This window comes from Paenibacillus germinis (genome assembly GCF_013141785.1).
Lineage (GTDB): Bacteria > Bacillota > Bacilli > Paenibacillales > NBRC-103111 > Paenibacillus_E > Paenibacillus_E phytorum.
Genome location: NZ_WHOC01000070.1, coordinates 40,846 through 66,659, shown reverse-complemented (window position 1 = coordinate 66,659; position 25,814 = coordinate 40,846). Strand labels below are relative to the sequence as shown.

The following is a 25,814-nucleotide window of genomic DNA, read 5'->3' as shown; positions in this document are numbered from 1 at the left end:
TGTTGTACTAGCGTTCCAAAGTTTTAATCTTGACAACGATGGAGAAAGCGATTACAATTCAAAATGTGATGATTTCAATCAGTTCTTTCCTAATCATTTGTCCAAAATGATCAGTAACGTCATAGTAATGATGACAACAAGCAAAATGGATCCTGTCCAAATGATCGCTTTCTTATTAACTTCTTCTTTGGCTCTACGATTGGACATGATCGGTTTACGTTTGGACATTGGAATCACCTTTTCCTTAGGGATTAAAGAATATGGTTCTATCATAGCATAAGTAGGGTCATTCATAGAATATGAATGTTTAAATGAATAATAATTCAAGTATTGACGACCATGTCATTTTATTGTAAGATTTAATCACGCGAAATGCTAATATCAATTGAATATGTCAGTTTTAATAACATGTTACCGTAAGGGCATTAGTTATTGAAGAATGTAAGTCTTCTTCTATAACTATGCCCTTTTTATTTTTGCCAAAAATGAGGAAACCTGAAGGGGGTTGGTAGCGCAAACTACAAGGAAAGTTAAATTTAAGACTACGCTACTTCATAAATAACCATCAGACTTATTAAAAAAGGGAGAAGATGAACACATGAATATGAAAAAATGGTCAACAATGGGCTTGGCTGCATCTATGGTACTTGTAGCAGCAGGTTGTGGTAAATCTACACCAGTTGAAACAACAAAACCAGCTGCATCGGCTGCGCCGACTACAGCGGCTTCAGCGGCTCCAACAGCTGCTGGTCCCAAAAAATTAACCGGTGATTTTGAGATCCAGTATTTTGTTGGCGGATATGGCGACAAATGGTGGAAAAAAGTTATTGCTGATTTCCAAGCAGCAAACCCTGATCTGAAAATTAAAGAAAGTGCGGGACCAAAAATCAACGAGCAAATGAAACCCCGTTGGATCGCTGGTACTCCACCTGATTTCGTATACATTGACGGACCTGAATTGTTCGATCGCCAAATGGTTACAGACGGACAGCTTGAAGATTTGACGGATTGGATTAAAGATGCTAAAAACGTTGACGGCGAGAAAATTATTGATTTGCTTGCTCAAAAACCACAAGAGTTTGATGGTAAAATCTACAACGTTCCATTCGTAATGAGCTCATGGGGTATTTTCTACGATAAAGCCCTGTTCAAAGATAAAGGTTGGGTAGAGCCAAAAGATTTCGAAGAATTCCTAGCGGTAAGTGAGAAAATTAAAGGTGCTGGAATTAATCCATTCATCCATACGGGTAAATATCCATACTACATCAACGGTGGTGTATTACTTCCAGCTATCGTATCTGCTAACAATAATGACTACAAATTGCTGCAAGACATGTCTACAAATAATCTAGAAGCTTGGAAAAACCCAGCTATCATTAAAGGTCTTAATAAAATCGTTCAGCTTCGTGACAAAGGTTACATCGATAAAGCATCCGTGCAAATCAACCACACGGATTCCCAATCCTTGTTCCTGCAGCATAAAGATGCTTTTATCCCGAACGGTCTATGGCTGCCAAACGAAATGGCCAAAGACGTACCAGCCTCCTTTGATTTCGGATTCATTCCGTCCATCACACAAGATAAAGGTGGAAAAGCTGTAGCGAATACGTCTACGTCTACTTTTGCAATTGCGAAAAAAGCGAAAAACAAAGAAGCAGCAAAAGCGTTTATGCAATTCGTATTCTCTAAAACACAAGCTTCCCAGTGGGCTGAGTTGAGTGGTGCTCCTTCTAACGTAAAAGGTGACATCTCCTCCTCCAAAGCACCTAACTTCGTTAAAGATGCGGCGAAATTCTTGTCATCTCCTGAAACAGTTGTAGTGCCAACAGTCTCCTTCGCGGCAGACGTTGACAAAGCGATGCAAGATGCAACAGTGGCATTGACAATTGGTACAATTACGCCTGAAGAGTGGGTAAAACGTGTAACAGATGTCGTAGCGAAACAAAAGAAATAGGAACTGAATGAAGCAGTGCGGAGAACAAGGAAGGCATTAGCCTTAGGAGTTCTCCGCCATTTTAATGATAGGACGGTGAGGATAGAATGAAGACCAACTCGAAAATGTGGAAACGGAATTTGTTCATCGCTTCATTCATCATTCCGACTTTTCTTTTCTTCTGTGTGTTTACGATCTACCCTGTTATACAGGCTTTGCAGAAGTCATTCTATGATTGGTCCGGAATGTCAGAGAATAGCACGTTTATTGGGTTTGATAATTTCGTTGAATTATTTAAGGATCCCATTGTACTTAGAGCCATCGGGAATGATTATTTTTTAGTCGTAGGTAAAGTCATTGGCATTATGATTCTGGCGACGTTCTTCGCAGTTGCCTTAACTCGTTTCAAGCTGAGAGGCTCTGGTTTCTTCCGCGCCATATTTTTTATCCCAAATGTGATCTCCGTTGTTGTTATTGGTGTGCTCTGGAACTTCATCTATAATCCACAAATTGGATTCCTGAATGCGTTCTTATCACTATTCACAGGAAATAAAGTTGATATTACTTGGTTAGGATTTCCACAGCATACGATCTGGATGCTATTACCCCCAACGATTTGGGCTGGTATCGGCTTCTATATGATCTTGATGATTGCTGCAATCGTGAATATTCCTGCTTCCTACTATGAAGCAGCTAATATAGACGGAGCGGGTCAATGGTCGCAATTCCGCAACATTACCATGCCGCTCATCTGGGAGCAAATTAAGGTTTCCATTGTGAATATTGTCATTACGACACTCAATGGGTCATTCGTCATTGTTCAATTAATGACAAACGGCGGACAGCCTGATAATACGACCCAAGTTATGGGATCTTATCTGTATCGGATGGCTTTTCAACAATATCATTTCGGTTATGGAGCAGCCATCGGTGTCATGATCCTAATCGTTTCACTGATTACTACCCTTGTTCTGCAGCGTATTATGCGCCAAGAAACAATCGAAATGCATTAAAGTCATCCTAGAAATAGATACTGAAGGAGGGGGAACCATCGTATGATCATCAAAAACCCGTTAGCCAAAATGTTTGTCTGGATCATTCTTCTTATTTGGAGCGTCGCCGTCCTGTATCCATTGATTTGGACACTGCTCGATGCTCTCAAAAATAATGAGCAATTTTTCTTAAATGCCCCGTGGGCATTGCCTAAATTCCCGCTGCTTTGGTCAAATTTCTCCTATGTTTGGAGCAAATATAATTTTAGCACTTATTTCATGAACTCTATTGTTGTAACGGTTGGAAGTACCCTTCTGGGTATGATTCTTGCAGCAATGACTGCTTATATCCTAGCTAGGTATGATTTTAAAGGGAACAAAATCCTCCTAACGATCTACATCTCGTCCATGATGATACCGTTCGCGCTAGCATTGATTCCATTGTTCTTCTTATTGAATGATTTGCATTTAATTAATACATGGTTAGGATTAATTCTGGTCTATGCGGCACTCAATCTTCCTTTTGGAATTTTCTTACTTGTAGGATTCTACAAATCGCTGCCAAAAGAAATTGAAGAAGCGGCGATTATTGACGGGACCTCCCATTACGGTACGTTCTTCCGCGTTATGCTGCCTTTGTCTCAACCGGGTCTAATCACGGTGATGATTACAAATATGCTGAATAACTGGAACGAGTACTTCCTAGGGGTTGTCTTGACCAATGAACCAACCAAGTACACGCTTCCAATCGGTCTTGCTGTTATGCAGGCAGAGATGCAGTATCGAGTTGAGTGGGGACCGTTATTCGCAGGTCTGCTAATAACGACACTTCCAACGTTGATTGTGTATATGATCTTTCAACGTCAAATTGCAAGTGGAATTACTGCAGGTGCTGTGAAATAACTGTATACTCGGTTGCATAGAAAAAACACCTTATCCTAGAGGATTTTATCCTTCCGGGAGGGTGTTCTTTCTACTATAATTGGGATAGGAAAGAGCAAACAAGAAACGGCCAAACTTGTAGGCTTTTATAGGGGAACATGACATGAGAGCTATGTATATATTGCAGAAAATAGGACGTTCATTGATGATTCCGATTGCGGTGCTGCCGGCGGCATCCATTCTTTTACGTATTGGGAAAATGACGTTTAGTGATCCATTTCTTATGCAGGTGGCACAGATTTTCGAGTTAGGCGGAAGTGCGATTTTTGATAATTTGCCATTCATATTTGCAATTGGTATAGCCATTGGACTAACGTCTGGAGACGGGATAGCGGCACTTGCTGCTGCGGTTGGCTATCTAGTGTTCGACAATGTCTTAAAGCATTTTCAAGTGGGGACTGACTCTGCGGAACGGCTGGATATGGGTGTTCTAGGCGGTATGCTCGTTGGCATGCTATCTGCCACGTTCTTTAACAGGTTCCAACATACCCGGCTGCCCAAGGCGCTCGGATTTTTCGGTGGCAAACGATTCGTTCCGTTAATTACATCTTTGGTCATGGTTTTTCTAGGAGTGTTGATGGGTTTCATCTGGCCTCCAGTTCAGAAGGGCATAAGTGTAATCGGCTTATGGATCGTTGATAACGGGAACATTGGCGTATTCATCTACGGAATGATGAACCGGCTTCTGATCCCAACGGGTTTGCATCATATTATTAATAATATAGCTTGGTTTCAAATTGGAGATTATATCACGCCAACGGGTAAATTGCTGCATGGCGATATCTCCCGATTTTTTGCTGGAGATCCAGAAGCGGGACTATTCATGACAGGTTTTTATCCCGTAATTATGTTTGGGCTTCCTGCTGCAGCCTTAGCTTTAATTAAAAGTTCATCTTCTAATCGTCAGTTTGTTGTTCCTGTGATGCTTAGTGCAGCATTAACCAGCTTCCTAACAGGCATAACAGAGCCAATTGAGTTTGCTTTTATGTTCTTAGCACCAGGTTTATATCTGATACATGCCGTCTTAACTGGCTTTTCCATGGTGATAATGAATATGCTTCAGGTGAAAATGGGATTCGGTTTCTCAGCCGGATTTATTGATTTCGTTCTCAGCTGGCATCAATCTACGAATCCTTATTTGATTGTTTTAGTTGGAATAGGGTACTTCTTCCTATATTATGTCGTATTTCGGACCTATCTTCATTTCTTTCCATTCAAAGTGCCCGCTCAGGACGAAGCTGTTCAGTTTGAAACAGAAGATGCCACGGAGGCCATCGAAGAAACGAAAGAAGACCGTCCAACTAGCATTCTAAGACATATTGGCGGACCTTCTAACATTATCTCGATAGATGCTTGCATTACACGACTACGCCTCTTGGTGAGTGAAGAAAATTTAGTTATGGACAGCGAGCTTAAAAACCTTGGTGCTATTGGGGTTATCAGACTTGGTAAAGGAAATGTACACGTTGTTTTTGGTACGGAATCGGAACAAATTAGAGAAAGTATAAAGCCCTTGCTTCACCTGCAAAAAGACAAATCAGGACAAGCCTAAGAACGCGGAGGTGTCTTATGATTGAACGGACGATCATTCATGTACTGTCCCATAATGTGGTGATGGCACATTTGACATCAGGGAAAAATTCAATTGCTTTTGGTAAAGGAATTGGATTCAAAAAAACGCCAGGAATGCTCATTAGTGAAGGCGAAATCACACAAGAATTTCTCCTGCATACATCCGAAGTTCTTAAAAACTACGAACAAATTCTGAATGCGGTTGATTTGAAAATTATCGGGATTACGGAGGAAGTCATCGCTTATGCGCAAAGCATGCTGGAAGGCGACTTCTCTGAAACGATCCACGCCTCGTTGGTCGATCATATTAACTTTGCGGTCGAACGACAAAAGCGCGGTATTTTCATCACGAATCCATTTGCTTATGAAATTGGGTATATGTATCCTGAGGAATACAAAGTAGCCAAGAAGTCCGTAGATTTCCTCAATGATCATTTGGATGTGAAATTGCCGGAAGATGAAGTTGCCTTCTTGGCCATGCATTTCAATGGCGCACGCAAAAAAGAGCAAGCTTCTGATTCCTTAGCGGTAGTTAGAGTCGTATCGCAAACGATTGAGTCAGCCAAAGAATTGGGCTTTAATTTCGATGATTCATTCTCAACGCTGCGGTTCATTAGTCATTTAAAAGGTGTTATTGAACGGGTCAAACAAAAAAAGACACTCCAGAACTCGCTGCTTGAAAAGATTAAAGAGGAGTATGGAGACACCTATGTGAAGGCGAAGGTATTATCTCTCATGCTGAGTGATTCTCTCCAATTAGAAGTGCCTGACGATGAAACGGGTTACTTGACGATGCATCTGGAACGACTGCTGCAACGTACCGAAGCATAGGTGGTTAAATAGCTAATCTGGATTCCCTTGCAACCTTCATGGAGCAGGGATTTTTTGTTTGAAATAGAGGCGAAATGCCTTTCAGTGGATTGCATATTTGTACGTTGTCAGCTAAACTGACTGTTAGAGTCATTAGAGAACGGAGTGCATAGGACATGCTGTATAAGAAGTTAGGAAAACCAATCTTGTTCCGAATGGATCCGGAGAAGGCGCATCATCTTACGATTGACGGGCTAAGTGCTTTAGGGAGCTTACCAGGTGGGAAGCAATTACTTAAATCCATGTATGGAGTGCCCTATTCACCACTCTTGGCCCAACAATTATGGGGACTACAATTCGCGAATCCAATAGGTCTGGCAGCTGGTTTAGATAAAAATGCCAAGGCTGTAAAGGGATTCTCACAACTAGGCTTTGGTTTCATGGAAGTAGGTACAATTACACCAAAGCCACAACCGGGCAATGAGCTGCCGCGGCTATTTCGTCTTCCGGAAGACAAGGCGCTTATCAACCGAATGGGCTTTAATAATGTAGGTACAGACATGATGGCAAAAAACCTGAGGAAGACAGGTAAACGTGACATACCCGTAGCTATTAACATAGGTAAAAATAAGACGACACCGAATGAACAGGCCGAAGAGGATTATCGAGCATGTATTCGGGAGTTATATACATATGGTGATTTCTTTGTTGTGAATATAAGCTCACCAAATACACCGGATTTGCGTAATTTACAGCATGGGAACGATTTGAAGCGATTGCTTGATGCAGTTACAACGGAAATGCAGCTTCAAGAGAAGAAGAATGGTCATTCAGGTAAACCTGTATTGGTTAAAATTGCGCCGGATCTCACGGATGAAGAGCTTGAATTAACCGTGCATACGATTAAAGATAGCGGTATTTCTGGGATTATCGCCACGAACACAACGCTCAGCAGACAAGGACTAGTCCACCCTAATCGCGAGCAAGCAGGCGGACTTAGCGGAAAGCCTCTAACGCAGCGAACAACGGAAGTCATTAGACGTGTCTATCAACTGACGGAAGGCAAACTGCCGATTATTGGTTCCGGAGGGATATTTACTGCGCAAGATGCCTATGACAAAATACGGGCAGGAGCAAGCTTAGTTGAAGTGTATACGGGCTTTATTTATGAAGGACCTGGGATGCTTACAAGCTTGAATAAAGGTCTTCTAGATTTGCTGAGGAGAGACGGATATACACATATTTCCCAGGCAATCGGCGCAGATCAGCACTGACTTCATTCAGAATGGAGGATAAAAGGATGGATGGACGAGATTGGAAGAAATTTCTCCTGCCTTATGAACAAGCGGTGGAGGAGCTAAAAGTAAAATTCAAGACATTGCGTGGCGAACTCAAGAGTAGAGAAGAGTATGCACCTATTGAATTCGTAACGGGACGAGTCAAAAAGATATCAAGTGTACTGGAGAAAGCGAAACGCCTGAGTGTCCCGATGGATCAATTAGAGTCCGGTATCGAGGATATCGCTGGGATTCGGATTATGTGTCAGTTTGTAGAAGACATTGATCGTTTGGCCGAGCTGATTCGCAGCAGACAGGATATGAATGTAGTCTACGAAAAAGATTATATTGCCAATAAGAAACCGAGTGGCTATCGCAGCTTTCATATTATTATCGAATATCCCGTTCAAACCGCTTTAGGTATGAAACGAATATTAGCTGAGGTGCAAATTCGGACACTCGCCATGAATTTCTGGGCGACGATCGAGCATTCTCTGAATTATAAATATAAAGAACAATTGCCAGTTGAGGTTAGAGCTCGCCTTAGTAAAGCAGCCGAGGCTGCTTATCTATTAGATCAGGAAATGTCCAGCATTCGTGGTGAGATTGTTGCGTCTCAGAAGATGTTTGAGGATAACTCGAATTTGGTTAATATCGTACTCAATAACATTCAGGAACTTTATTTCTATCATAGAGTTCGGGAAGCCGCTCAATTTCAGCTGAGGTTTAATGAGATATGGGAGACGGAAGAAGGTTTGAGTGATCTGTCGTCCGATATTGAGGCTGCAATCGCCAGAGCGAAAAAAGGAGACAATAACTGATCTATGAGTACCTATGATCGTTTATATGTGGCTTACTTATACTATTTCAATGATCAGCGAGACTATTTCGAATGTCATGAAGTGATGGAGGAGCTTTGGCTGGAGGAAGGCCGAAGCCCCTTATACCAAGGTCTACTGCAGGTTGCAGTGGGCCTTTATCATCATGCGAATGGAAACGTAAGCGGTTCCATCAAGCTCTTTAGCGCAGGACTAAATAAGCTAGCGCCATACCCTGCACATACGCTCGGCATAGATTTGGAAAGATTGATCCGAGATAGTGGGGAGTACTTAAAAAAGCTTCTGCGTATAGAGGAAGAACCGTTCGCTCCATATGACCTCAATATTCATATCCTAGATGATGAGCTGGTTGAACTTCTTGCGAAATTGAAGCTGAACCCCCCTGGGCATGAAGAGGAGGAAGGCCATGATTGAGGTTCGTCAGCTGAGCAAATATTATCAAGTACATGAGCGAGAGCCTGGATTCATGGCATCTTTGAAAAGCTTGTTTCACCGCAAGTTCCGCACAGTTAAAGCTGTGGACGATGTTTCCTTTTCCATACCTGAAGGTGAAATTGTGGCTTTTCTTGGCCCGAATGGGGCTGGTAAGACGACTACAATGAAAGTATTAACTGGACTGCTGCATCCTTCAGGTGGTGAAGTGAATGTGGGCGGTTTTGTTCCTTTTCAACAAAAAAAAGAATTTAAGAAACAAATTTCGCTAGTCATGGGACAGAAAAGTCAGCTTATCTGGGACATACCCGCAGCGGAAACGTTTCTTGTTAATAAAGTCATCTATGAGATACCTGATCGGGAATATGAAGAAACCTTAGGAGACTTAGTGCAGTTGCTCCAGTTGGAAGAAGTTATCCGCAAACCAGTTAGACAGCTTTCGTTGGGGGAGCGGATGAAGTGTGAGTTGGCAGCAGCGCTGCTGCATCGCCCACGCATTGTATTTCTAGATGAGCCGACGATTGGCCTCGATGTGAATATGCAGGAAGTGATGCGCCGATTCATTCAGGATTACAGCCGTAAATATAAGGCAACCATTTTACTGACAAGCCACTATATGGCGGATGTTACGGCATTATGTGAGCGAGTGTTGGTGATTGGAAAAGGTCGACTCCTTTACGATGGTGCTATTTCCCAACTGGTTGACAAGTATGCGCCTAATAAGCGTATTCGTCTTCAATTGGCTAAGCGGGTTAAGGAGTCAGAGCTAATCGATGTAACCCAAGGGTTAGGGACGTTATTTCATTATGCGTTTCCAAATGTGGAAATAGATGTGCCGAGAGAGCAAGTTTCTGAACTTTCAGCTCGATTATTAACCCATTTGACGGTATTGGATTTGACCATTGAAGATCCTTCCATGGAATCGGTGATCGCACAAGCCTTTGAAGCGGGGACCGAAGGGGGAAGTTAAGGACCATGAAGGCGTTAGCTTTATTTTGGCAAAAATATTGCATGCTGCTTCGAGTTGAATGGGCTGTTATGTTTGCCTACCGGAGTGAATCGCTCATTTGGATGATAGGGGCATTCATTCAACCGCTTGTCAGTATGGCTGTTTGGCTCTCGATAAGCGATAACAATTCCATTGGTGGCTATACAGCTCATGATTATATGGTGTATTTCCTGGGAGTACTGCTTGTAGATCGATTGACGAGTACATGGGATGTGTGGGAGCTGGATGCCAGCATTCAGGACGGGTCGCTCTCAACTAAGATCGTACGACCCTTCCATCCGGTTCACTGGAGTATCTCTCAAAACCTCGTATATAAGTTGTTTTTTGCTGTTTTGCTAATACCTGCATGGGCGATAGCTGCCGCGTTTGTCCCTATGTTTAGGTTGACTATTTCCTTGGAAATAATTGCACTCTCTTTCTTCGCTATCGTACTTTCCTCTGCAATCCGCTTTCTAATTGGTTTCGAGTTTGGTCTGATGGCTTTTTGGACGAATAGAGCGAATGCGATTTATAGTTTGTATGAGGGTGTTCATTTGTTTCTTGCTGGACGATTAGCCCCACTGAGTATGTTTCCTTCTTGGGTTGAAAAAATGGCAGTATGGCTTCCTTTCTATGGAACCGTCGGGTTTCCAGTTGAGCTGCTAACAGGCAAGCTTGAGCTTGGCTCATCAGCCATCATTCAGAACTTTGCGATACAGCTTACTTGGTTAATTGTCCTTCTTGTTACGTTTCGTTTGTTGTGGAGACAAGGCATGAAGAAGTATGGCGCTGTGGGCGGATGAGGAAGGGCGGTGCGAAGTGATCAAGTACATACGACTATTTAGGGAGTTTATGAGGGCATGTTTAGTCGAAGAATTCGAGTATAGAGCTAATTTTGCCGCAAATCTCCTATCCACTGTATTTTGGCTCTTCATGGCGATCTTGACCGTTCAAGTATACTTTTATCGAACACAGGAGATTGGCGGCTGGGGTTTCTATGAGGTGTTGGTGCTTCTAGGTATTTTCAATGCTGTACATGGATTTATTGAGTTTATCCTTCAGCCGAATATGTCTCGTCTCGTCAGTCATATCCGTAAAGGGACTTTGGATTTCATCCTTACGAAACCAGTTGACAGCCAATTTTACATTAGTTTTAGACATCTGGTTTTCTGGCGATTAGCCGATATTATTCTTGGCTTGGGCTTGACGGCTTACGCACTCGTGGAGCTGAACGCTGTTCCTAGTGTTGTGGAGCTTATTCGCTTTGTCATTGTTTTCCTTGCATCTTTGGTTGTGGTCTATTCGCTTTGGATGGGCATGATGATGTTCTCTTTCTGGGCTGTTAAAGTAGATAACTTGTCCTATTTATTTAGTTCGTTCTTTGAAACGGCACGGTTTCCAGTTTCGGTCTATAAAGGATTATTACGATTCACATTAACCTATATATTTCCGATTGCTTTCATAACGACATTCCCAGCAGCAGCGCTCATTGGTCGAATCAGTGGATGGCAAGTCGTTTGGAGTGTTGGGATTGCAATGGTTTGTTTCGGATTGACGAGGGCTTTATGGAAGATCGCTTTACGCCATTATACTAGTGCGAGTAGTTAAGTTTTTGAGGCGAAAATAGAGAAATGCTTCATCCCTCGCGTTAGATGAATAACAAAAAGCAGCGGGATCTCCGCTGCTTTTAACTTAGGATTAACCTTTATACTTTTGGAAAAAGGCTTTGAATGTTTCAGGAGTATTACCACCGGTTGAACCGGATTCCGGAACACCGCCAACAATTCTTTCAACTTCTACACCATTTTTGTAGTAGACGAGAGTAGGTGTGGATTCGATTTTATATTTCTGCCAGCCATCCTTGAATTCCTCCAAGTTGAACTGTTTAACATCAATACCTAGCTCTTTTTGTATCGGAACAAGAACTGGGGTCGTTACTTTACAATGTGGACAGGTCGAAGCGTAATAATATTGGAAAAATGTTTCTTTGTTCTTTAATCTTTGATCCAAATCCTTCGGTAGAATGAGGTTCTGGTAATTCGGATCCGTTAATTGTTTCACTGTTTCTGGATTTAATTTGGATGCGGCAACGCCATATGGATTGCCTGCATTAGCTTTGTCCGAAGATTTGGTAGACTGTTGATTAACGAAATATAAGCCTCCAAATAAAACAAGAACAATGCCTAGATAAATAAGCAGCTTCTTCATGAATGCACCTCTTTATAATGTTTACTTTCTACTATTTTCTATAAAAAGTATAGCATATCCTGTTGATATTTTGAAAATTATTGGCTGTTTGGTGACAAGTCAGCTATAATACCGATATTAAAAGATGAAAGAGAAGATGTCCGGATGACGAAGCAGCTGCCTGCCCTTTTTAGAGAAAAAATGATTGATTTATTGGGTGAAAATGAATTTGAGCAATTTCTGAAATCGTATGACCAACCGAGAACGTTTGGTTTAAGGGTGAACACAGTGAAGGTGGAAAAGGCGGATTTTTTGGCGAAGAGTCCGTTTGCGCTAAGCGCAGTGCCTTGGGCTTCCGAGGGATTTTATTATGAAGAAGGTGAACGTCCGGGGAAGCATCCCTATTATCATGCTGGGCTTTACTATATTCAAGAGCCAAGCGCGATGGCGCCTGTAGAATTGCTTCAAGTACGCCCAGGGGAACGTGTACTCGATTTATGTGCTGCGCCTGGAGGGAAATCAACGCAAATAGCCGCTAAGCTTCAAAGCGAAGGGGTTCTTGTTGTTAATGATATTCATTCCGATCGTGTGAAGGCACTAGTTAAAAACCTTGAGCTTTTGGGTGTTAGAAACGCTATTGTTTTGAATGAGAAGCCGGAGCGGATGTTAAAGGTCTTCCAAGGCTATTTTGATAAAATATTAATTGATGCTCCTTGCTCGGGTGAAGGGATGTTCCGTAAAGAAGAAGAGATGATGCATCAGTGGGAGCGTCATTCAGTTCAGGAATTTGCTAGTATGCAGAGAGAGCTGCTGGGTCAGGCTGCCCAAATGCTTGCACCCGGTGGAATGATTGTATATTCGACCTGTACATTTTCACCGGAGGAGAATGAAGCACAGATTGCGGAGTTCTTGGACAAGCATCCGGCGTTTGATGTGGTTCCGGTAGAGGGTTTTGGTGCTGGAAGGCCAGATTGGCTGCGGGCGCCTTGGTGTGAGGAGGAGTTTTCTGACCGCGCTCGGGAGGCTGTGGCTGGGACTGCTCGGCTTTGGCCGCATCGTTTGCGGGGCGAGGGGCACTTTGTTGCTGTGTTGCGGCGGGACGGGGCAACTGTTGAGGGAGATGCAGGGAGTGCAGGAGATGCACGAGATGCAGGGAGAGCTGCCGACGTTGTGTCGGCATCGGGGAAGCGCAGCGGCCGTGAGGCGCTGCGGAAGGGGCGCGCGGAGACGTCGACTCGCGCGGCTGTGAGCTTGGAGCCGCTGGAGGCGTTCTCGGTCGAGCTGCTGCGCAGCGAGCCCTTCGCCGCCGAGCGGCTCGTGTGTTACGGCGAGCACGCGTATGCGTCGCCGGCAGGTTTGCCCGAACTGCACGGACTGAAAGTCGTGCGGCCGGGCTGGTACATCGGCTCGCTGCACCGCGGCCGGTTCGAACCGTCCCATGCGCTAGCCATGGGACTGCGCATGCGCGAAGCCAAGCGAGCGCTGAGCTTGGCTTCGAGGGACGAGCGAGCCCTTCGGTACCTGAAGGGCGAGACGCTCGAAGTCGCGGAGAGCGAGATCATCCGCGACCCGGAAGTAACCAAGGCAGCCAAAGGCTACTGCCTGGTCTGCATTGAAGACCATCCCGTCGGCTGGGGCAAATGGCACGACGGGATGCTGAAGAACGAATACCCGCCCGGCTGGAGGTGGACCTAATCGGTCATGAAACAAACACAAAGGCTCGATAAAATACTCGCCCATGTGGGCATCGGCACACGCTCTGAACTCAAACGCCTCGCCAAAGAAGGCGCGATTTTCGTCAACGGTGTGAAAGTCAAAGACAGCGGTATGCAGGTGAACCCCGATACCGATATCATCACTGTAAACGGTGAACCGGTGTTGTACCGTGAATTCGTTTACCTCATGATGAATAAACCGCAGGGGGTCGTCTCTGCCACAGAAGACAATCGCGACCGCACGGTGGTGGATCTTTTGGATAAGGCATATGCGCCATTCGAGGTTTTCCCTGTTGGACGCCTGGACAAGGATACAGAAGGCTTCCTTTTGCTAACGAACGATGGGAAATTGGCCCATAATCTTCTTTCTCCACGCAAGCATGTACCCAAAACCTACTTTGCTAAAGTGGAGTGGGAGGTAAGCGAATCGGACCGCGAAGCATTCTCCCAAGGAGTTACATTGGACGATGGCTATGAAACGCTTCCGGGTATTTTGAAAATTTTGAAGACCGGCAAAGAGTCTGAAGATGAGCCCTCGGAAATCGAGCTAACGATCATGGAGGGCAAATTCCATCAAGTGAAACGGATGTTTCAAGCCGTAGGCAAAAAAGTCGTATATTTGAAACGAATTTCGATGGGGCCGCTTGCTTTAGATCCAAGTTTAGAATTGGGGCAAGTGAGAGAGTTGAGTAAAGATGAACTTCTTGCTTTGCAAAATGCCACTTAAAGTTAATAACTAATAGCACGCACAGTCCCGGATTCTAGAACGGATTGTGCGTGTTTTATTTTGAATCTTGCTAACGCTCTTCCCACTTCTTTAAGATGGATGCAATAATCTCCTTTTTTGTCTCCTCAGCAAGTCCGTTCCTTAGTTCTGTGATGAATTCAATCAAGAGCAACGACAGAAGCTCATTCAGGTCCATATCCAATGGAATCTCGTATTTACAATCCCAATCATCGAAAAATACGGCAATTCGGTTGACTTCTCTTGGATGGATGTCTATGTTAAGGGTCAAAAAATCTCTTGCACCGGTCATATTAGCCACGTTAGATAAACTCCATTGAAATTTCGCTACTCTATTTATATCTCGCAGATTGTTATTTAGTACGCTAGTATTCGTACTTAAAAAATGACTGTAGGTTTCTCTCAAGTCCAACAGGTAATCGTACAAATCTTTATCTTGGCGTACGTGATCAAGAAAATTATCAAATAATAGTTTTACGAGGAACGTTATATTCATACCAAGTAGATCTTCATTTGTTGTGTATTGGATATCTTCAATAAAAACTTCTGCCCGATTAAAAAAATCGCGAGGCGCACGGACTTTAACGGTTGTATATATATCGGGCGATTCCCTATTAAAAAAACTTGTCCATGATTTTAAAGTTAGCATACAAGCGGTCCTCCTTTTCTTCTCTATTACTACTTATTCTAAATCTAGCAGACTTATGACAATAGTTATAGCAAAAAGAGCCTATGATCTGCCGTTTCAAACAAGAAACAAACAGGCTCACAGGCCCTATATAATTGGCATTACAAATTGCTTTGAAAACCTGATCTATTCAACGTACTATACCGAATACCTGAGTTCAGCGTGGAAATAAACATCATATTGTTCCATATCAGAAGGTCCGTCACAGCCGCTTGTATGCTCATCGAGCGAAGCATGATACGCCCTTTTAAATCAGATATTTTATAAATACCTGTGTTCGCGCACGCGTAGACATCTCTGTTAGTGGTTACCAAGCGATAGATGTACATGCCTTCAAACCGTATTTGTTGAAAACCGCCATTTTTATTTCCCAGTACCAAACCACCATTGGCTGTTGTTCCCAGAACCATCTGATTGTATACCGCCAAGCTCTTAATCGGCTGATCCATGGAGATACTCCACCATTCGCTCATAAACAAATCATAATAGGCGATGCCTTCTTCGTAGCCAAGAAAAAGAAAATGCGGTGTGACCATTAGATCGAATACTTTCTTCCCAGGAAAAGCGAACGGCAGCCAATTCCCATTACTTCCACACATCAATCCACTATCCGTTAATACGAACTGATCTCCCCAACTAAGTATGCGATAGCAGGGGGCGCGTAATGAAGTTGCTTGCCAAACATCATCATCCAATCGATACAGCCCATGGCTTGTTGACGCGAATAATTGAGCATCTACCCAATCAAGCCGATTGATCTGGATTCCTTCAGGGAAACCTTGGGAAACACGTTCCCACGAGCGAAGGGCGGAGAATTGATACACGCCTGAACCTATTGTACCGGCAAATAATATCCCATCATCCGAAGTCGCTAACGTTGAAAAACCGAGCGGAAGCATATCATAGGTTGAGTGCCATAACTGATTTGAATCCATGAAGCTCCTCCTACTTGTTACATGATAATTCGTCAAGTATTGGATGTGGTGGCACAGCACGAACAAGTGCGGCTTTCCGTATAAACCTCTTTCACAAGTCGAAGATAATCTATCGATTTGCTCAGATCGCAGTCCAGTGTAGATATGTTATACCGTTCGCCACTCATCAACTGAAAGATATTCAGATGTTCTGGAAGCTGACCGAACGCCTCATAGCAGAATATGACTGTCATATGGATGAATAGTTCCATCTCCGCTTGACTCGGATTTATCATATATTTATGGATAACGAATGAACTCTTGAATGGCTCCATGACCTGAACGATCATCGATAGCCTAATATCAAGGTCTTTGACCCAAACGTTCATATTTTCGAACAGCATAAGGGGGCGTTCCGAACTACCGGTGTCCGATAGGAAACCATATAGATGAGCGGTCACAATGTGTTTGACATCTCCATAAAACTCTGACGAACCGAACTTATGTACTTTATTGGTCCATCGTCGTTCAAACCATTCCGTCAGCATTCGCTGAGTTCTGGATTTAGGATGCAGGGAATACCACTCGTTAATAGCGTGATAGGCCGCATATTGGGTTAATTGTTTCCAATCCGAGTCTTGGGGAGATGTGTGGCTATGTTCGGAAAAGTAATCACGTATCCAACTCTCGAGTTGGTAATCGGCAAGTAGCGGCGGTAATGCAACCTTATACTTATTTTGTATGTTCATTGTAAATTTACATTCGATGGACTATACGCCCAACGATTGCAAGAACTGTTTGCCGAATTGTCGGCATAGTGCTTTGTCATCCTTTGAAGGAGACAGTTCAATCTTTAATCCTTCCAGAGTAACTTCCGCTCCAAGTTCCTTCAGCTTCGTCACTAATGTATCAACAGCAGCCCCATATTCGGAATAGGAAGAATCACATGATCCGAACACTGCCGCCTTTTTTCCATCTAACTGAATGTCATCCATCTCATCGTAAAAGTCGAGGAAGTCGTCTGCTAAATCTCCGTCGCCCCATGTGTAACTGCCAAGTATGATGCCGTCATAGTGGGTAATTTCCTCAGCGTTCGTATCGATAACGTTCTTTACAACAGGTTCAATGCCTGCCTCTTTCAATCCTTCTGCAATCGCATCAGCCATCTCTTCCGTATTACCTGTCATGCTTGCAAACACTATAATTATTTTACTCATCCTAATTCCCCCCTAATTGTTATGATTTCATCTTCCGGCTTACAAAGTTCTCTGGTTTCTAAATCAAATAGTGTCGATAGTTCTTGTACATTCATGGATTTCGTATTCTTTTGAGAAAATGTTAACTCTTGATCTCGGTGACTTTCACTTTTTTTAACCATTTCAAACAAAAGTCCCACTTTCTAACACACTCCAATCTGAATAAGGCTGTATTGATAATGATATTCATTTTCATTTACTAATTTAAATGATAACCATTCTCAATTATACTGTCAATGCATTTGCAACAATTATCCAAAAAAACTTTAATTTCAAGGAAGGGGATAACGAAGCGGAAAAGTAGCATCTTTAAAAATTAGAGATTTACAAAACTACTAGTTTATGGTATTTTCAAACAAGAAGAATATGGAATGTGTGCGGAAGAACCGCCCATGTGTCGCTGTGTGCTAGGCGATTGCTGGGCGGTTTTTTTTATAATGAGTGACCAGTAGAAAGAGAGGATTATTATGAGAAAAAGGTTTTCAATTATTTTATGTACGGTACTATGCGCAGCATCCATTGGGTATGATGCGATTAGTTCCTCAGCACAAAGTCCCATCAAGTTCACGGACACATCTCAGCATTGGGCCGAACAGTCTATTCAAACTGCAGTGGAAAAGAAATACGTTGATGGCTATGACGATGGAAGCTTTAAGCCAGAGTTACCGATTAGCCGTGCAGAGTTTATCAAAATGTTATCTTCCGCAGCAGGAGAAAAAGTAGAAAAGGTTGAGGGAAATGATTGGTACGTGCCTTATGTTAAAAGGCTGAAGGAGTTAAGTATTATTCCAGTGGAATTTCCGGAAAGATATAATGAGCCACTTCAACGTTTTGAAATGGCTATGTTAAGTGCTCGGAGTGTGGATAAAGAACTGAAGGGGTCAATGCTTGATTCTGTTAAATTAGGGTTGATTCATGGTGTTAGTACGACAGATTTAGCACCTTATGGCACTAGTACTCGAGCGCAGGCGATTACGATTATTGAGCGTATCTTGTCGGCCAAAAAAGGTGAGAAATTACCAGTAGATAAGTATGCTGCAAGTTCAGCTGAGATTGCTGCGACTGGTAGCAATGTGGGTACAATGCTTGGTTTGAGAGTGAAGGAGATTGGCACCACTTGGAATTATGCTGAGGGTGTTACCGTAAAGTTGAACAAGCTTATCGTAGCAGATCCTGCTGACCTAGATGATCCATTCATGAAGCTAATCGATATGCGCACTTGGGGTAAGTCCACCAGCAAAACAGACAACAAGGTAATCTTTGCAAACTTCACTGTAGTAGCTACAGAAGCTGGTGTTGGTGCGCCTGATATGTTGCCAACACAAGTTTTGACACAATTAGATACTTCTGATGAGCTTCTTCTTACTGAGCAAGCCTTAAGCCGTTGGATGGAATTTAATAAACCTCAAACTAACGAGGGCTATGTAGCCTACGCACTTCCTAATCGAATTGCTAATCTTGGAATTGTGTTTAATATTTTAAATACTAAAACAATATTAGCAATTAAATAGGGATGTGATCATATTGCGTAAATTTGTTCACAGGGCAATGTCGTTTCTATTATTTATGGAATTAGTATTACCATTCTTTGACCCAGGAGGTGTCAAAGCCGCCTCATCTATTACTTTGTATTATAATTTTGAACAAGGAACTTATAGCATATCATCTATTGCTGCCCAGTATTCTTCCTCCGCAACTAAGACATTCACTAAGGATGTCAGTTCACTTGTTGGTGGGACGATTACTGGGGTTACTTTAAATAATCAAGGTGGTTCTGGTGGGAGTACCTCATTTACAGCAACCACTATAACTTTGAATAGTTTAGCTGGTGGGAGTACCACCGTTTATGGCAAGTCTCAGACATTCCCAATGCACCAAATTTATCGTCAACCGGACGGTAAAATATGGGAACACAAGGGATCAAAGACTATTCCGGTTGAGTTCGATGGTGCTAGTGGAAACCCTTCCCCGTATCCGGGAACTATCCCATTGTGGGGACGAAAAAGATACACATTAGTTGACAATTTTAATTATGGTGACTCTGGCACTTTTGGACCTGACTTACGTTACTCCTTTCAATCACCCCTATACAGCACTAATGGTGCTAGCGGCGATAAAGTAGCTGATTACGCTAAAGAAATAGAGGGCTATGCTGTTACCACAGCATATGAAGTGTCTCGGGCCACTACATGGTACTTAGATCAATCTAAGGTTAGTGTGGGTGATCTTGGTGCAGATATTACTGATCCTGACAAACTGGACCAAAGTAGTATAGCAATAATTGGGGCTGAAAAGCCGAGTGATGATTATGGTGCGAGACCTTTAGCTTACGGTAAAGGTGACATCCCAGGAACGGGTATGATCCGTACAATGATGTTATTGGACGGATTGGTTCCCAGTGATCAAATTGTTGATAAACCTGACTCTGACGGTTCTGCGGGGATGCTTCGAAACTATGCTATGTACGCTATTGGACTTTGGAGTGGTACAACTTATAAGTACCAGTTATCTATTGATGTGTCTTACACCGCACCAATTAAAGCAGATCTAGCCTACGTATCAATTGATGCCGGAGCCTGTGTGCCACAAAACGTAAGCGTAAATATTACGATCAAATTTAAAAATATCGGCGTTGCTATTCCAAGTGGTGATTCCTTTAGTGTGACTCTAGCTGCGGATGGCACGGTGTTCAAGACATTCACTTATTCTTCAGGTTTAGGTGCAGGTCAGACGATAACTGAATTAGTACCGTATACATTCAGTAGCATGAAGAGTATCACCATGAATCTAGATTCCAACGATGATATCCCCGAAGCAAGTTCCAGCAATAACATACTTACTCAAATCATCACTCCCCAAGCCAGTTGTACACCAAACGGTGGAAACTTTAGCGGAACTACCTCAGCAGATAAGCCCTCAATTCCTTGGAAAGATTCCAACCTTATTAAAGCAGACTGGACGATTCCTTCTGGTTGTACGCCTGTTCAAGGAAGGTTCATTTTATCCCAAACTACGGGTGCATATATTCAGTACGGTTGGAGTTCGCTAAGTAGTACTTCTGTGAGTGATATGTCCATTTTTGCTTATGGGATGATGGGATTTACGGGTTATCCAGGCAATATTACAAGCGGCGAAGTGATTATTGAATACAAGCTTGAGGATAGTTGTGGAGGAACTTCATATTTTTATGAAGGCAAGTTTACAGTTGGTCCAAGACCTCCGAATAGACCACCTCAATTTGAGATTGGATGGTTTGCTGGTGCTGATTACTATAGCAGGATTCCCTTATCCGATTCCATTGTCGGTGATAAATTAAACGTGAGGTTGTTGCCCGAAATTGCCCCTAACCACTACGATCCTGACGATGATATCGTAACTTTCGAGTGGTTGTTCCCAAGCAGCTCAAGTACTTGGATCAAGAGCTTTCCTTCTATGGGTTATCTGAAGGGTGAGGATAAGCTTACGTGGCTAACGGCATCAACAGCCGGCGACCATACGATAACAGCGAAAATGTGTGATGATAAGGGAGCATGTACACAAAAAGATGCAACAATAACTATCATGCGTCCTGAGCCTGTACCCTGTATTAACGTACCAAACCGTGTCGTACAAAACCGCCCTCTTGCAGCTAATGCGATTAATGGAGCTTGCAGCAAACCAGCTAAAAACAGAACGATAACGGAGTATTTCTGGACGAATAATCTCCCCGTTTATCCCAATGTTGGTATAGAGACTGTAACCTTAGAAGTAAAGGACAATTACGGAGTACGCAACTTACCAGAAAACATAGCAATTAAAAACATTAACGTTGTAGAAGATAAGCCTCCAGTAGCTGTCATCAACTTACCTATTTTTGCCGTAAGAGGAAATGTTCAGTTCAGGGATTTGTCTTACAGTTCCGATGGAGATGTAATTGTAGAAACGTCAATTACATATGTGTACGATAGCAATGACGACGGAATTTTCAACGATCATATGCCTTTAAATATACCGATATCCGTTGGTGGGCCGGCTCTTCTTACAGCTCCTAAGGTAGGTAAGTATAAATTAACGGTAAAAACAAAGGAGGATTGGGGTTTAACGAATACTAGAAGCTATGTGGTTGATATCAAAAATGATTCTCCCGAAGTTTCATTCACTGTTACAAGTGCGAATCCAGAACCTCCTTTGTTTCATACAACATTGGAAAATGAAATGCTAATGGCCTATGGGGAACAGTGGCAAGGTTCATCTTTAACTAATCCTAATTTGAATAAAGTGAGGGATATTGGATTTACTTACAACACGGCTACCAATGGTTTAACATCTCATTATGGTAAACAGCCTTTCAATGGCCCTGCCACTGGACTAACGATTACTCCTGAACAGTACCAAAAAACAACCTATAACGCTTGGCATACCTTCCCTGTTCCTCAGTTATTTAATACACAATTTCTGGGTAACAGATATGGAGTTGGTTCTATTGGTTCCATTCCATTTTTTGACGGGACTAATACTAGGATAGATGGAGGGCTGGGAAATACTTACGATTATGTTCAACAAAAGTATATCCCTAATAAGCCTACACCGGATAACCCAGGAAAGTTTCTAGCTTATGATGCTAAAGGTGGAGCTTATTCAGTAGACTACAATGCCTACAATTATAATGATAATGATTATATTGAGACATGGACGATCTATCGTAAAACTGCTGATGGTACAGTATCTTGGAAACGTTCTGGTCAATACAACTATGATGGCTGTTCTGGTGACTGTTCTTCTAGTGAAAGTGGAGTAAGATCACCTCATGCTAACTTGAAACTTAACAATGATGGAACTAAGGTGTCACTTGGAGGTACCTACTCCTACGGATGTTGGTGTGTAGTGACTACTTGGCTTGATGTAGAGACTGGTTTAGAAGTACCTGCGAATACAGTAATACCAGCGCCTATTCTAACGGGCATTTATGAGGACTCAGAAGTATATCTATATCGTGAACAACCAATGAATTTAACTACGGATGCATATAGTTCAGGGAGTTGGGGTTCTAATAGTAACCGAGCAGGAACGATTAGTGAGTACTTTGTTTCTTATAATAAACAAACAGGTGTTACTAAAAAATTAGAAATATACAAAGATATCTACTTTAATAATCGTTCTAGGTATGAGGATGGCAGCGTAATACGAGGGGACGGTTCAGATAGTGATAGTTCAACCTTAGTTGATGTGAATTATTCTGTATCGGCGGATGGATATGTTTATATCGTTGATGGTATGAACAAAATCGTAGTTGCCGATAAGTATGCAAACCAACTCGCTTCATATACAACCAAAGGAACTAGACCAACTAATACCTACTCTCACGAACAAACTCTTCAAGAGAGGTTTAGATATACGGTATCCTCGGCAGGATTAAGTGCAGATGGAGAGTTTCAAGTCGTTCTTCAAGAAGAGCACTATAAGTTGAGAAGATGGAACTTTCAATGGACGTCTTGTGGTTCTTGCAGTGTAGGCAGCTATGTTTCTCACTATGATGAAGATGATAGTCAATCTGAACGTAAATTCTACTACTATAAGATAAATGGTGGAACGACTAGTCCTTCTAGCTACGCTTTAGCGGAAATTGGTCAAACCATGAAGAAGGATACGAGTATTGCAGACGCAGATTACGTGTTCGATTTCTTACAATCAAGTGTGAATACGAATGTGAATGCTCCTTCGGGTTTAATTTTCAGGGCAACTAATAACAATACGATGTATCGATTAGAGTTTACAACAAACAAAATAAGCATATCGAAGCTCGTTGGTGGTGTGCGTACCGAGTTACAGTCAACTCCAGTCTGGTTGTCTACGACATCTTTTAACAACATGAAGGTTAGTGTTAGAGGTGGAAAAATAAAGGTACGGATGGGTACAGTTCCTATTATGGAAGTAACCGATCTTGCATTAACAGAAGGTACTTATGGATTTTTCATAGGCGGATATGGTTCTCATTTCCGTAATTTCTATGTCAAAGTGCCGATTATAGATAACAACAAAATTAGCGATTCCGGCATTGCGGGGGAAGAACTGACGTACTCTACGGAGTTTGTGGATCCTGAAAGTGATGATCATTTGATTAGTAAGGATAAATGGAAGTACGAGCATACGAACTCTACGAAATTTTTAGATTCGGGGGATGGTAGAAGTGGCCTTTCTGCTTACAATAATCAAACATTTAATGGAGATCCAATAAAAACACTGGATAAGGTAGGGATTTATAAATTAACCTTTATTGGTGCAGATGACCCTACGCCTATTGGCTTTAAATATCCGAATTCTGCCTTTGCTGAGTACCTGTCTGAATCTGACCCGTATTCTAGAAATGTATTGATCCATCGTAGACCTATAGGGGTCTTGAATGTAAATCAAGATATTTATTATAACGTAACTTATGATGATCAGAGCTATGATCCTGATCGTTGGTTAAACAACTGGACTTATTCTACGGAACCAACTGGCATTGATTATTCGGCTTCTCGAGGAATTATTGAGCGAAGATACGAGTACATAAAGCCAGACGGTACAACTGTAAATGGAAAATTAACGAGAGTAAAAGAAATGGGGGCTTATACGTTCAGGGTAGCAGTTAAAGATGAATACGGTGCTTGGTCTGATTGGGCAGAAGCTATATTGTGGCTAGACGCACCACCAGCGAATCATGCGCCTTTCGTTGATATCACGAGTCATACGAGTACGGATATGAATAATCCATCTGGATCAGCAGGGAACAATCCTTTATTTACTTGGAATGCGGTTGATTACGATGCTGATAGCCGAATTGTACGTTCGGAGATAGACGTGCAACAATACTACTATAATTATTATAATAATCCGCAATGGCAATGGTTTAGTATGAATAACCCTAATATTGCAAAAGTCTCTAATGTGCTCAGTGATGGTCATACAGTTTCATTAAGCTATAACTATCCAATGACTGTGTACTCCAATCAAACTTACAGGGTTAGAATTAGGGTACAGGATGAACAAGGAGAATGGTCTGGATGGTCGGAAAGGTATTTTGCTTTAGGGTTCCCTCCTACGGCTACCTTGACTTTCCCTAACGGAACCCAAGCCAATCCTACACCTATTTCTGAAGGAGTTTTGAAACCTTCTTGGAATCAGAATGATCCAGATATACCTACGGAATACCGTACATTTCAATACCGTATTTTAGACGCTAATGGCGTTCAAGTTCAGTACAGTCAATATGGGTATGTGTACGATGCTCAAAGATATGGTAACTATGCACACTTCTGTAGTTATGAAAGCGAAAGTAATTCATGGAACGACTGCGATTACTATACAAACGCTACTACTTGGAATACTCATGCTACAGAGTGGTTTTATCTTCCGTATATCCAAGATCAAAATGGCCCTTTCCAAGTTCAGGTAAGAGTTCACGATGAGAGATATTGGTCAGAATGGTCAAACTCTGGTTGGTTCACAACGAATAGACCTCCAATAGCCAGTATGACGATTCCAAATGGGACGCAAGCTGCGCCTACCATTTTCTCAGAGCTTCGGCCTACCTTTGAATGGAGCCAAACCGATCCAGATCCGGGTACAACCTTTACTTATTTCCAAATGCAAATTACCAATGAGGCTAACGATGTGCTGTTGCTGGACTCAGGGCAGTTCTACCAAGGGTCTGTTTCTAATGTGGGGAGTTGGATGGTTAACCAGGAACTTCCAGCTGGTCAAAAACTCCGCGTCAGAGTAAGAGTATTTGATGGGGTTACTTGGTCAGATTATTCAGCGCAGACATGGTTTTATATCAATCGAGCGCCTGTAGCCGAATTTGACTGGACTCCAAAGCCGGTTTGGGAGGGGGATATAGTGATAAGTGTGAATAACTCTTTCGACCCAGATGGTGATGTTCTAACCTATGCGTGGAAAGTAGAGCAGCCTGACGGGGGGACTACCACTTTTTCCACTAAGGATATTTCTCATCACTTCCTAAAGCCTGGTATGTATAAGGTGTCGTTAACCGTATCAGATGGACGTCTATCAAATAGCGTAGTCAAAATAATTGCTGCGATGCCCTTGACGATTCATTCGGATGTAACCTATACAGACAGCTGGTTGATTTTGCATGAAAAGAGTGGACACCAAACGGTTTCGGCACCTAAGGACTTCTACTCTGGGGAAATATTCATAGTTTCTAGCAAGAGTTCACCTGCGCCTGTGGACGAAGTGACAGCTTGGATCGATACGACAGGGTTAGATGGGCATGCGCTTTATGTGACTGAGCATTTAGTTGCAGCGGGAGGGGATGCGACCTTTTTTAGCGGAGAACTATTTGATGCAAAATTCCAGTCATTCGCGGAGGGCTTGCCTAAAGGACTGCAAACCATTCATTTTCAAATTCGTTACCGCAACGGTGTTGTGAAAAAGGAGGACATTCCTGTCCAAATCATTGGCAATGTCAATAAATCAGTGGGAGTTCATAGGGTTCAATAATTGGGGCAGTTATCTTCGGATAGCTGTCTTTTTTTTATGTAAA

21 protein-coding genes are annotated in these 25,814 nt (G+C 42.5%); 15 read left to right on the top strand and 6 right to left on the bottom strand.

From position 1 onward, the window contains the following. Nucleotides 1–93: 93 nt before the first annotated feature. On the bottom strand, nucleotides 94–228 hold the full coding sequence (locus GC102_RS40045; RefSeq protein ID WP_281366891.1) for a hypothetical protein: 135 nt from the start codon (nucleotides 226–228) through the stop codon (nucleotides 94–96). Between the two features lie 370 nt (nucleotides 229–598). Between GC102_RS40045 and GC102_RS13645 the strand changes: the two genes are divergently transcribed. The 11 genes from GC102_RS13645 (at nucleotide 599) to GC102_RS13595 (ending at nucleotide 11,393) form a co-directional block, all read left to right on the top strand. Next, nucleotides 599–1,954: an ABC transporter substrate-binding protein gene (locus GC102_RS13645; RefSeq protein WP_171640352.1), complete on the top strand. Its 1,356-nt coding sequence runs from the start codon at nucleotides 599–601 to the stop codon at nucleotides 1,952–1,954. Between the two features lie 86 nt (nucleotides 1,955–2,040). After that, a complete protein-coding gene (locus GC102_RS13640; protein ID WP_171640354.1) occupies nucleotides 2,041–2,946 on the top strand; it encodes a carbohydrate ABC transporter permease in 906 nt (301 codons plus the stop codon). A gap of 42 nt (nucleotides 2,947–2,988) precedes the next feature. Next, complete coding sequence (locus tag GC102_RS13635) at nucleotides 2,989–3,828, top strand: carbohydrate ABC transporter permease (protein ID WP_171640356.1); 840 nt, start codon at nucleotides 2,989–2,991, stop codon at nucleotides 3,826–3,828. Between the two features lie 142 nt (nucleotides 3,829–3,970). Further along, nucleotides 3,971–5,419, top strand: coding sequence for a PTS transporter subunit EIIC (locus tag GC102_RS13630; protein ID WP_246320905.1), 1,449 nt, complete (start codon nucleotides 3,971–3,973; stop codon nucleotides 5,417–5,419). 17 nt (nucleotides 5,420–5,436) lie between these two features. After that, nucleotides 5,437–6,270, top strand: a complete 834-nt coding sequence (locus GC102_RS13625) for a PRD domain-containing protein (RefSeq protein WP_171640358.1) — start codon at nucleotides 5,437–5,439, stop codon at nucleotides 6,268–6,270. Between the two features lie 155 nt (nucleotides 6,271–6,425). Next, on the top strand, nucleotides 6,426–7,523 hold the full coding sequence (locus GC102_RS13620; RefSeq protein WP_171640360.1) for a quinone-dependent dihydroorotate dehydrogenase: 1,098 nt from the start codon (nucleotides 6,426–6,428) through the stop codon (nucleotides 7,521–7,523). 26 nt (nucleotides 7,524–7,549) lie between these two features. Next, entirely contained in the window at nucleotides 7,550–8,347 is a 798-nt protein-coding gene (yjbM, locus tag GC102_RS13615; RefSeq protein ID WP_171640362.1) for a GTP diphosphokinase, read from the top strand. A 3-nt stretch (nucleotides 8,348–8,350) separates the two neighbouring features. Beyond that, a complete protein-coding gene (locus tag GC102_RS13610; RefSeq protein ID WP_171640364.1) occupies nucleotides 8,351–8,779 on the top strand; it encodes a DUF309 domain-containing protein in 429 nt (142 codons plus the stop codon). After that, nucleotides 8,772–9,767, top strand: a complete 996-nt coding sequence (locus tag GC102_RS13605) for an ABC transporter ATP-binding protein (protein ID WP_171640366.1) — start codon at nucleotides 8,772–8,774, stop codon at nucleotides 9,765–9,767. The genes GC102_RS13610 and GC102_RS13605 overlap by 8 nt, the downstream gene beginning before the upstream one ends. Nucleotides 9,768–9,772: 5 nt before the next feature. After that, nucleotides 9,773–10,588: an ABC transporter permease gene (locus GC102_RS13600; protein WP_171640368.1), complete on the top strand. Its 816-nt coding sequence runs from the start codon at nucleotides 9,773–9,775 to the stop codon at nucleotides 10,586–10,588. A 16-nt stretch (nucleotides 10,589–10,604) separates the two neighbouring features. Then, entirely contained in the window at nucleotides 10,605–11,393 is a 789-nt protein-coding gene (locus tag GC102_RS13595; protein ID WP_171690028.1) for an ABC transporter permease, read from the top strand. Nucleotides 11,394–11,483: 90 nt separating this feature from the next. On the opposite strand, the gene GC102_RS13590 is transcribed toward GC102_RS13595, so the two are convergent. Further along, nucleotides 11,484–11,993, bottom strand: coding sequence for a thioredoxin family protein (locus tag GC102_RS13590; protein WP_171690027.1), 510 nt, complete (start codon nucleotides 11,991–11,993; stop codon nucleotides 11,484–11,486). 144 nt (nucleotides 11,994–12,137) lie between these two features. On the opposite strand from GC102_RS13590, the gene GC102_RS13585 reads away from it, so the two are divergent. Continuing rightward, nucleotides 12,138–13,667 carry an RsmB/NOP family class I SAM-dependent RNA methyltransferase gene (locus GC102_RS13585; RefSeq protein ID WP_171690026.1) on the top strand — a complete coding sequence of 510 codons (1,530 nt, stop codon included), beginning with the start codon at nucleotides 12,138–12,140 and terminating at the stop codon, nucleotides 13,665–13,667. A gap of 6 nt (nucleotides 13,668–13,673) precedes the next feature. Next, complete coding sequence (locus GC102_RS13580; protein ID WP_171690025.1) at nucleotides 13,674–14,414, top strand: pseudouridine synthase; 741 nt, start codon at nucleotides 13,674–13,676, stop codon at nucleotides 14,412–14,414. Nucleotides 14,415–14,484: 70 nt separating this feature from the next. Here the strand turns inward: GC102_RS13580 and GC102_RS13575 are convergent, their stop codons facing one another. The 4 genes from GC102_RS13575 to GC102_RS13560 form a co-directional block, all read right to left on the bottom strand. Continuing rightward, on the bottom strand, nucleotides 14,485–15,081 hold the full coding sequence (locus GC102_RS13575; RefSeq protein ID WP_171690024.1) for a hypothetical protein: 597 nt from the start codon (nucleotides 15,079–15,081) through the stop codon (nucleotides 14,485–14,487). A gap of 140 nt (nucleotides 15,082–15,221) precedes the next feature. Beyond that, nucleotides 15,222–16,055 carry a hypothetical protein gene (locus GC102_RS13570; protein WP_171690023.1) on the bottom strand — a complete coding sequence of 278 codons (834 nt, stop codon included), beginning with the start codon at nucleotides 16,053–16,055 and terminating at the stop codon, nucleotides 15,222–15,224. A gap of 32 nt (nucleotides 16,056–16,087) precedes the next feature. After that, on the bottom strand, nucleotides 16,088–16,783 hold the full coding sequence (locus tag GC102_RS13565; RefSeq protein ID WP_171690022.1) for a hypothetical protein: 696 nt from the start codon (nucleotides 16,781–16,783) through the stop codon (nucleotides 16,088–16,090). A 21-nt stretch (nucleotides 16,784–16,804) separates the two neighbouring features. Further along, nucleotides 16,805–17,251, bottom strand: coding sequence for a flavodoxin (locus GC102_RS13560; RefSeq protein WP_171690021.1), 447 nt, complete (start codon nucleotides 17,249–17,251; stop codon nucleotides 16,805–16,807). Between the two features lie 506 nt (nucleotides 17,252–17,757). Between GC102_RS13560 and GC102_RS13555 the strand changes: the two genes are divergently transcribed. After that, entirely contained in the window at nucleotides 17,758–18,801 is a 1,044-nt protein-coding gene (locus tag GC102_RS13555; protein ID WP_171690020.1) for an S-layer homology domain-containing protein, read from the top strand. Between the two features lie 13 nt (nucleotides 18,802–18,814). Next, complete coding sequence (locus tag GC102_RS13550; RefSeq protein WP_171690019.1) at nucleotides 18,815–25,771, top strand: glycoside hydrolase family 78 protein; 6,957 nt, start codon at nucleotides 18,815–18,817, stop codon at nucleotides 25,769–25,771. The last annotated feature ends 43 nt before the right edge of the window (nucleotides 25,772–25,814 follow it).